We start from the raw sequence: 8579 nt of genomic DNA, 5'->3' as shown, positions 1-8579 counted from the left end.
AGTTGCTGATGAGGTGCGAAGCTTGGCAAGCCGAACTCAGGATGCGACTGCAGAGATCCGTTCTATGTTAGAGCTGGTATCAAGTGGAATTCATAACTCGGCCAATACCATAGAAAAAAATAGCCTATCAGCAGTAATCACGCTAGATAAAGTGACTTTAACCCGAGAAAAGTTTGCCGATATTACGTCAGGTATGGAGAAAATCAATGCCATGAGCGCAGAGATTGCAACAGCAGCTGGTCAGCAAAGTACTGTGGTCGCAGAGATGGCTGATAACATTGAAAGTATTAGCTCGCAGGCTAGCCTAACGGAAAGCCAGGGTGAGAATCTGCAGCAGCATGCTATGTTGGTGAACTCTCGTGCAATGGATCTTCAGGCTCAGCTCAATGAACTAGATCTATCAGAGGCAGCCACCCTTGATTTTGTCACGGTTAAACAAGGTCACTTAGCATGGAAGACTCGGGTACGCTCTTTTCTCGATGGTGATACAAACGTTTTAACTCGTGAGCAAGCCTGTTCACACAGAGAGTGTGCATTAGGACGTTGGTACTACAAGGATGGTATTAAACAATATGGCAGCAACCATGCCTTTAAGGCGATGGAGCAACCTCATGCAGAGCTGCATGAAACTATCGTCAAAATAATGGATGCCGACGAGTCTGGTGACAGTGATAAAGCACATCAGCTATACCAAAACATCGAGCCACTATCAAAACAGATTGTAGCTCATATCGAAGAGTTAGAGAGAACCATTCGGTAACTAGAAAGGTCCATGACTAACACATAAAACGGTCTAGCAAATCGGTAGGCCGTTATGTATTAGCCACATTGGATGTTTTTATCGCTATCCAACTTTAGCAAAGATACCATTTCATACAGGGTTAAGAGTACTATAGAGTGTAAATACCAAATTTATCACTAACAAACCTGTAGAAGACTGACGAATTTGCTCACATATTTAGATTAGGAATTTTGGTCAAACTAAGGGGGTTATACTTCGAAGTGCAATCCTCTAAACTCATTTCGGGGCAGAAATGAGTCAGCTCGAGCCTCGTCGACTCGAAGATCTGCTAGATGAAAAAAACATCGTTCGTGATGGTTGAACCAAACATATAAAACAAAAAAGCGAGCCACTTAGCTCGCTTTTCGTTATCTGATTTTCTTAGAATCTATTACAGAAGTTCTACCGACTGTTGAGCGATAACGAACTCTTCATTAGTTGGGATAACCATCGCTACCGCACCCAGCATCTCTGATTTGGCAATCACACCTTCAGCGCCGAAACGAGCGGCTTCGTTGCCCGCGACATCTTCAACAAAGCCAAGAATTTTAAGGTTGTTGAGTATTTCACGACGGATTGGTAGAGAGTTCTCGCCGATACCACCAGTGAAGATAATGCCATCTAAAGAATCAAGTGTGGCTAGGTAAGAAGCAACGTACTTTGCTACGCGGTAAGTAAATACCTCAAACGCCAGTTTCGCGCCTTCATGGCCTTCTTCCATCGCTTCTAAAATGCCACGAGCATCGCTCGTAAGGCCAGACACTCCGAGGAAGCCAGATTCCTTATTAAGGGAATTGAAGACTTGTTCTTGTGACCAACCTTTCTTCAGTAGGTACTCGATAATACCTGGGTCTAAATCGCCACAACGAGTGCCCATCATTAGGCCAGAAAGTGGCGTGAAGCCCATTGACGTATCAACACTGTTACCGTCTTTAATCGCACATACCGATGCGCCATTACCCAAGTGAACAGAGATGAAATTAGACTCTTCCACTGGCTTGTTGAGCATTTTCGCCGCTTCACGGCTGACGAAGTAATGACTGGTTCCGTGGAAACCGTAGCGACGTACGCCGAAGTCAGTGTAAAGTTCTTTGGCAATGGCACCAGTAAACGCTTTTTGAGGCATGGTTTGGTGGAAAGCAGTATCAAACACAGCAAACTGAGGAAGCTCAGGGAACGCTTTCATAGCGGCTTCAATACCAATAGCACCTGCAGGGTTGTGGAGCGGAGCAAGATCAGACAAGCTCTCAATTTCAGCGAGGACTTCTTCATCAATACGGACAGTAGAAGTGAACTTTTCTCCGCCGTGGACGATGCGGTGCCCAACAGCCACTAAATCTTGATTAAAACCTAGCGTCTCAATCAGTGTTACAATACGGTCAATAGCGTGCTGATGGTGATTGTCAGGTGCTGTAATCGCTTCTTCTGTTTTTTCACCGTTGTGTTTCCAGCTGATCACAGCTTCTGGCATTCCAAAACACTCACCAAGTCCAGTGACGATGTTATCGCCGCTATTTGCATCAATAACAGCAAACTTTAAAGATGAACTTCCAGAATTGATGACTAAAACAAACGAATTCGACATTTAATATGCATCCTGTTTAAAGCTAAGAGATGAAGCAACTGCTTCAATTTTCATGTGCCTCCATTATTCAATAATTTTTTAATCTTTCAACTTTCTTTTAATAGTTATTGTCATACAAACAGATTTATCTTGATCTGGCTCAACAATGCTTTTTATTTTAGTCTCAAAATATATATGAAATTTTCCCTTCTTCCCCATATAAACTCGGTTCAGCGTCTATTTAAATCTTTATTGGGCCTAAAGCACGATACGAAGTAACGTCAAGATACTCAACAATTGTTGAGTATCTCATGCCTACCTGATGAATTATTCACCAGAAACCCAACAAATTTGCACCGGTTCTCTCCTGGCAAACAAAGTTAGATACTGAGTAATGATTGATTTCAGTTCTTCTAGTTTTTGCTCGCTGTTGGATTGACACAAGATCAATAGGTTCGTTTGGTCTGGATCCACCTGTATGGTGGTGTTACCAGCAAAAAAACATTGATTAGTAGCAAAGCATAGATAAATATTGAACCACTAACTAATAGGTGATTAATCATTGGGGGTACCACATGAACATAGGCACAGTTTCCAAACTCACGGGGCTATCGAGCAAGTCTATCCGCTTATATGAAGACAAAGGCATCATTACCCCACCGATTCGAAGCCTAGCTGGCTACAGAGAGTATTCAGCAAAGAACGTTCAAGAGCTCAGCCTAATTGCCAGAGCCAAAAACGCTGGATTTTCACTTATCGAGTGTAAAGAGCTGGTCCAGTTAGCTCAAAACCCAAATAGAAAAAGCAGTGAAGTCAAGGAAAAAACCAAAGAGAAACTTGACGAAATAGAACTAAAAATCAGCGAATTAACCGAAATTAAGAATCAATTAGAAAGCTGGGTTTCTGCATGCCCAGGGGATAATAATAGCCAATGCCCCATCATTGAAGATTTAACTAAATAGCGTTTGTCACTTCATGATAAAATCGCAGCAATATCATCGAAAAGAACAACACCATGTACGAAGAACTCTTAGCCCCGATTCAATCCTTTCTAAAATGCCCAACCCCTATAGAGTGGGTTGAGCAAGCCAAGAAAAGCACCAATTTACCGGTCATACTCCGGGATCATTTGTTGTGTGAGCTCAAAGCCGCTCAAAGTGCCATGTTCTTACTGAAACGATACGCAGTTGACGAAGAAGGCAAACAACAACTGACTGAGCTACTCAAACCCTATGAAGAGTTTGCGTACAAGCGAATCGGTAATCTCAGCACGTTAAAAGGAAAGAGCAATGTCTCGAAGATGATTCAGCCTAAGCCTAATTGTAACTATGGGTTAGACATGATCGATAAGCTCATCATGTTGATTCGAGAAGAGCTACACCATTTCTACCAAGTGCTCGAAATTATGGAAAAAGAGAACATCCCTTACGAACCTATATCAGCGTCTCGATATGCCAAAGGGATGATGAAGCAGGTAAGAACCTACGAGCCAGAAGCACTCGTTGACAAGCTCATTATTGGAGCCTTTATCGAGGCGCGTTCTTGCGAACGGTTTGCGATGCTCGCCCCTTACTTAGATGATGAATTGGGCAAGTTCTATATTTCTTTGTTGCGATCAGAAGCAAGACACTACCAAGACTACCTAAAGCTGGCTCAAAGTATTTCTAGCACGGACATTACCGATAGAATCGCCGTTTTTGCTCAAGCCGAAGCGGAACTGATCTCAAGTGAAGATGAGGATTTTAAGTTTCATTCAGGTAAACCCATTCACTCAGTTTAAGGCAAATGATAGACTGTCCACCTAATTGATTGAGTATTCAAAGGTAATGTAATGAACCCGATTCTTGCGATGTTACGAGAAAATAATATTGACGATGCACAGATCAGTGCGCTGTTTGAAGTGCTGACTCAAAACCCTTTGGCAGCGATGACAACCATTAGCCAACTGGGTTTACCTCAAGAAAAACTTCAGGCATTAATGGGCCAGGTCATGCAGAATCCAGCGCTGATTAAAGAAGCCGTTACTGAACTAGGGTTAGACTTTTCAAAAGTAGAAGCCGCTAAAGAGCAGCTAAACAAGTAAACACCTATCTTTGAGTGATAAGCTTGTCGCTTAAAGTACGGCTTCAAGTAAAGCTTCAACGAAAATAAATCGAAAGGCCGTTTGAGCTGCTATCTTCTCAAACGGCCTTTTTAGTCCCAACGATTGGAGAGCATCATCGAAGCCGCTCAGTACTTCCTAATAGCTATAAACCTAGCATCTCGTACCAAGGAAAAAGCTCAATACTCTTCCATCAACAGCGCTAATAGATATACGCCTATCGTGAACGTGTGATTGTTCGAATTTAACTATTGGTAGTTGTAACAAATGTAACCAGAATTTTTATCGGTTATCCATATTGCTGTTACACTGTAAGAGGAGCACATAAACATACAGATAACGCCAGAATGCAGTATAAGATTCAAGATTCCATTAAAATTTCTATCGACACATTGACCGTTGGCATGTTTGTAACGGCGATAGAACATACCGAACGCGTCAATTTAGCGCACGCGGGGCGAGTTTCCTCACAATCCGCCATCGATCAGCTTAAAAAAAGCGAAGTAAAGTTCGTTTGGGTGGACTCTAAACTGTCAGAAAAAAACTGCATTTTTAAACCAGTAAAACCAGAAGCTGAATCAACCGAAGAAGCAGCGCCCACACCTAAACCAGCAGCGATCTCTTCCAATGCACATAAAACGGCTAAAAAGCCAACCAGTCGACATGCAAACCAACAAAAAGCCAAAAAGCTCATCGCGGAAGCAAAAGGGTTAGCCAATCGGCTCATGTCCCACACCTTTGAAGGCAAAATCATCGAGCTTGACGAAATTGATGACTGGGCTGATAACATGATCGAATCGGTACTAATTGATTCCGATGCGTTGCGATGCGTATCGGCATTGAGGAAAAAAGACGCCTACCTATTAGAACACTCGGTCAATGTTGCCTGCTTATTGGTGACGTTTGGTAAACACTTGGGTTTAGACAAAAACACGCTCAAACAAATGGCCGTCGGTGGCATCATTCATGACATTGGCAAAACCAAAGTGAAAGATGAAGTGTTGCACAAACCCGCTAAATTAACCCCTGAAGAGTTTGAACATATGAAACTTCATCAGGTGTTTGCAGATAAGATGATTGTACACATTGAAGGTCTGAGTGATATCAGCCGAGACGTTTGTTTAATGCACCATGAAAAGCTGGATGGAAACGGCTATCCTCACGGCTTAAAAGGTGATGAGATACCTTTACATGCTCGAATGGTTTGCATTATTGATATTTATGACGCCTTAACCGCCGATCGTTGTTACAAAAAAGGCATGAGTTCGTCTGAAGCATTTAAGATCATACTGAAATTGACGCCATTCCACCTCGATCCTGATTTAGTGTATAAATTCATCAACTGCATCGGCGTCTACCCTGTCGGTTCTTTGGTGGAGCTTTCTGATGGCCGAGTCGGTATTGTGTGGACATCAAACCCAACTCAACCGCTCAAGCCAGAAGTAAAATGCTTTTATTCCAATAAATACAAACGCTTTTGCGATGTGGGCTTTATCGACCTAAAAAGCAGTAAATTGGTGATTGAAAAAGCGATATCCCCGTCTTCTCTCGATGTTGATACCGCGCCTTTTTACGATTAAGTTGGATTGGAGATTAAACGCTCATTCATGTGGTACTCACGTTTGCCATTGAATTCCAATCAATGATTCTCTGGGTTCTCTGAATTCTCTGTCCGAGACAAAAATATGACTCGCCTGCTATAGCCATCATAGTCAATAACAGGCTCTTTAATGTCGACGCTATAGTCGGCTTACTGCGTAATTTGAATTACACCTTTTTGGTCCAAGCAAACTTCTCAAAGACTTCATCAACTGGTGTACCAGCAATATGATTCACATAATTGCTGATCACTTTTTGAGATAGACCAAGAATGATTTCAAGTACTTGTTTCTGTTCGTATCCTGCGCTAAAAAATGCGTCTAGATCGTTCTCAGTTACATTTCCTCGCCTTCTAACCATGCTCAGTGTGAAGTCTCTAAGCGCCTGAAGTTTGGCCGTAGGCAAAGGTTCTTCATTTCTTAACGCTTCAATAAGCTCTGGATTAACATTCATAGAGTGTGCGATCCCTGTATGTGCTGGAACACAGTAGTGGCATTCATGCTCCACATTGATCGTTTGCCATACAACGGTTAGCTCCTCAGCATCAAACGACGTATTCATGAAATGCTGATGCAGTTGACTATAGGCTTGTAATGTTTCTGGTGACTCTGCCATGACAGACCATAATCCAGGAATTCTACCCATATTTTTGATCGCCCCTTCCAATACTGGCTTTGAACCTTGTGGCGCGGTCTCGAGTGTATGTTTTGTAAAATCTGTCATTGTTGTGTCCCTTTCGTTTATATGCTTTCGCCATTTATAAAACAACGTTATAAAAATAAGTATGCTCGTTGTCCGCTCAGTTTTTATGCGGTATGACGAAACTCTAAACCAATTAGAACGATCGTTCAACTAAATAATTGAACGATCGCTCAATTATTTACAACATTGGTTTTACTCATTGATTATTAATGAAATTTTGACTTTTAGTTTAACGAAGTAGACATTCTTCTTTACCTCAATTGAGATCAAACCTATAATTTGAACCATCGTTCAATTATTACTTTTCGTTCTCTCCTATGGCCAAGACCGCAAAATTTGATCGCCAAGACGTCGTAAACAAAGCGATGGATCTCTATTGGGAAAAAGGTTTTCACGCGACTTCTATGCGTAATTTGCAAGATGTGATTGATATGCGCCCTGGTAGCATTTACGCGGCTTTCGGCAGTAAAGACGAACTGTTTAAAGAAGCATTACGTCATTATAAACAGAATGGTTTAGCGCGATTAGCACACTGCCGAGAAGAGAGTGAAACCCCTATCGCAGCGCTTAAATTATTCATGCGTCAACTCATTCTTGATACGCTGAGCGGCTCACCAAGTAGCCTTTGCATGCTCGCCAAAACAGTGGCTGAACTGACAGATGAAAACAAAGAGCTGTTAGATGAAGCGAGAAAATCGGTCATTGAAATGGAAAAAGCGATAGAAAAGCTCATTATTGAAGCTCAAGAAATCGGTGAAGTTGACGCACAAAAAAGTACAGCCCAACTAGCACGTCATGTGCAAATTCAAATAACTGGGCTAAGGACCTACGCGAAAACCCATAACGGCCAGGCACCACTCAATGAGATGATTGAAGATGTGTTCAATCACTACCCTTTTTAACATTCTCGCTCATCCTGTTTAGATGTTTCCCGCTATTCAATCCCCCGTATAGCTGTTCCGGTTTTTTCTTGTGTTGAGAGAACGACGAATTTTGAAATACACCAATAAAACTTCATGAGAAAAGTGAGCTTAGTCGGTCCTACACTTCGTGATGAACGTTAGGTTATCAGGCTGACAATGCGCTGATTTTTATATGGAAATGATTTACTATAGTAATGTTCAGGCGCTAAAGCATTGACCTCTTGGATGGAGAAAATATGTCCCATAAAGTAGAAAAGCATCACTGCACCAAGTGCAGTGCGGATACCGATCATGTCGTTGTTCTGGTCAGAAAGCAGAGTGCATTTAAAGGCCAAAAAAACAGCAAAATTAAAGAATTTTTCGCCGGTTTTATTAAAGGCAGTGCTCTCGGTGCATTTGTGGCTTCTATGGATGAATTTGAACGTCATCTTGTTTGTAAAAGCTGCGGTGAAAAGAGGGTTGAAGATTAATGCAGTACTGGCGAAATCATGTGAGTGCTAGTCTTTTACGAGTACTCGTCTTTTAAGAGTACTCGTCTTGTAAGAATGATAAACGGTAGGTTTAAGTAACCATCTCATACCAACAAAATCATAGTCAGAATGCACTACCGGCTTTACTGATTAGGTAGGCTCTTGGGAAATTTGAGGTATAAACATATGAAATTGAACTTTAATCTAGAAGATGCCAGCCAGATTTTTGTTGGCGCATTCGCGCTTGCTGTCCCGATTTCTTTTTCCGAAGAAGCGTGGCGACTAGGTGAAATCCTACCTTTCAAAAACTTACTGATGCTCTTTTCATTGTCGGTAATATTTTTAGCCTTATATACTTATGAAAGCGTATTTCAGCGAGATATCAAGAAAAGAAAAATCGTCTTTCTTTTTCGTATTGTGACCGCCTATGTCATGGCGG

Annotated in this window: 9 protein-coding genes and 1 pseudogene; 8 read left to right on the top strand and 2 right to left on the bottom strand. The window is 41.8% G+C overall.

Annotation, left to right across the window (positions count from 1 at the left end; genetic code table 11):
- Window positions 1-760 (top strand): methyl-accepting chemotaxis protein (locus ACP45E_RS15485; protein WP_198927735.1); only part of this gene is annotated, 760 nt, incomplete at its 5' end.
- 412 nt (window positions 761-1172) lie between these two features.
- Here ACP45E_RS15485 and ACP45E_RS15480 read toward each other — a convergent pair.
- Complete coding sequence (locus ACP45E_RS15480; protein WP_017036915.1) at window positions 1173-2366, bottom strand: acetate/propionate family kinase; 1194 nt, start codon at window positions 2364-2366, stop codon at window positions 1173-1175.
- Window positions 2367-2920: 554 nt separating this feature from the next.
- Between ACP45E_RS15480 and cueR the strand changes: the two genes are divergently transcribed.
- The 4 genes from cueR (at window position 2921) to ACP45E_RS15460 (ending at window position 6026) form a co-directional block, all read left to right on the top strand.
- Window positions 2921-3307 carry a Cu(I)-responsive transcriptional regulator gene (gene cueR / locus ACP45E_RS15475; protein ID WP_017036913.1) on the top strand — a complete coding sequence of 129 codons (387 nt, stop codon included), beginning with the start codon at window positions 2921-2923 and terminating at the stop codon, window positions 3305-3307.
- A gap of 53 nt (window positions 3308-3360) precedes the next feature.
- Window positions 3361-4125 (top strand): tRNA isopentenyl-2-thiomethyl-A-37 hydroxylase MiaE, encoded by a 765-nt coding sequence (miaE, locus tag ACP45E_RS15470; RefSeq protein WP_017036912.1) that lies wholly within the window; start codon window positions 3361-3363, stop codon window positions 4123-4125.
- A gap of 51 nt (window positions 4126-4176) precedes the next feature.
- Window positions 4177-4428 (top strand): DUF2999 family protein, encoded by a 252-nt coding sequence (locus ACP45E_RS15465; protein ID WP_017035625.1) that lies wholly within the window; start codon window positions 4177-4179, stop codon window positions 4426-4428.
- 365 nt (window positions 4429-4793) lie between these two features.
- Window positions 4794-6026 carry an HD-GYP domain-containing protein gene (locus ACP45E_RS15460; RefSeq protein ID WP_069585209.1) on the top strand — a complete coding sequence of 411 codons (1233 nt, stop codon included), beginning with the start codon at window positions 4794-4796 and terminating at the stop codon, window positions 6024-6026.
- A gap of 187 nt (window positions 6027-6213) precedes the next feature.
- Here the strand turns inward: ACP45E_RS15460 and ACP45E_RS15455 are convergent, their stop codons facing one another.
- Window positions 6214-6768 carry a carboxymuconolactone decarboxylase family protein gene (locus ACP45E_RS15455; protein ID WP_017036910.1) on the bottom strand — a complete coding sequence of 185 codons (555 nt, stop codon included), beginning with the start codon at window positions 6766-6768 and terminating at the stop codon, window positions 6214-6216.
- A gap of 296 nt (window positions 6769-7064) precedes the next feature.
- On the opposite strand from ACP45E_RS15455, the gene ACP45E_RS15450 reads away from it, so the two are divergent.
- The 3 genes and pseudogenes from ACP45E_RS15450 to ACP45E_RS15440 form a co-directional block, all read left to right on the top strand.
- On the top strand, window positions 7065-7649 hold the full coding sequence (locus ACP45E_RS15450) for a TetR/AcrR family transcriptional regulator (protein ID WP_017036909.1): 585 nt from the start codon (window positions 7065-7067) through the stop codon (window positions 7647-7649).
- Between the two features lie 257 nt (window positions 7650-7906).
- Window positions 7907-8140, top strand: a complete 234-nt coding sequence (locus ACP45E_RS15445) for a hypothetical protein (protein ID WP_017035629.1) — start codon at window positions 7907-7909, stop codon at window positions 8138-8140.
- A 186-nt stretch (window positions 8141-8326) separates the two neighbouring features.
- Window positions 8327-8579, top strand: a pseudogene (locus ACP45E_RS15440) (DUF2391 family protein); the annotation flags it as partial.

The organism is Vibrio genomosp. F10 str. 9ZD137 (genome assembly GCF_049974785.1).
Taxonomy (GTDB): domain Bacteria; phylum Pseudomonadota; class Gammaproteobacteria; order Enterobacterales; family Vibrionaceae; genus Vibrio.
This window is presented reverse-complemented; position numbering and strand designations above follow the sequence as displayed.

Coding starts and splice junctions, on each gene's coding strand:
- ACP45E_RS15480 (WP_017036915.1), bottom strand. CDS start 2,366: ATGTCGAATTCGTTTGTTTTAGTCATCAATTCTGGAAGTTCATCTTTA.
- ACP45E_RS15455 (WP_017036910.1), bottom strand. CDS start 6,768: ATGACAGATTTTACAAAACATACACTCGAGACCGCGCCACAAGGTTCA.
- cueR (WP_017036913.1), top strand. CDS start 2,921: ATGAACATAGGCACAGTTTCCAAACTCACGGGGCTATCGAGCAAGTCT.
- ACP45E_RS15445 (WP_017035629.1), top strand. CDS start 7,907: ATGTCCCATAAAGTAGAAAAGCATCACTGCACCAAGTGCAGTGCGGAT.
- miaE (WP_017036912.1), top strand. CDS start 3,361: ATGTACGAAGAACTCTTAGCCCCGATTCAATCCTTTCTAAAATGCCCA.
- ACP45E_RS15460 (WP_069585209.1), top strand. CDS start 4,794: ATGCAGTATAAGATTCAAGATTCCATTAAAATTTCTATCGACACATTG.
- ACP45E_RS15450 (WP_017036909.1), top strand. CDS start 7,065: ATGGCCAAGACCGCAAAATTTGATCGCCAAGACGTCGTAAACAAAGCG.
- ACP45E_RS15465 (WP_017035625.1), top strand. CDS start 4,177: ATGAACCCGATTCTTGCGATGTTACGAGAAAATAATATTGACGATGCA.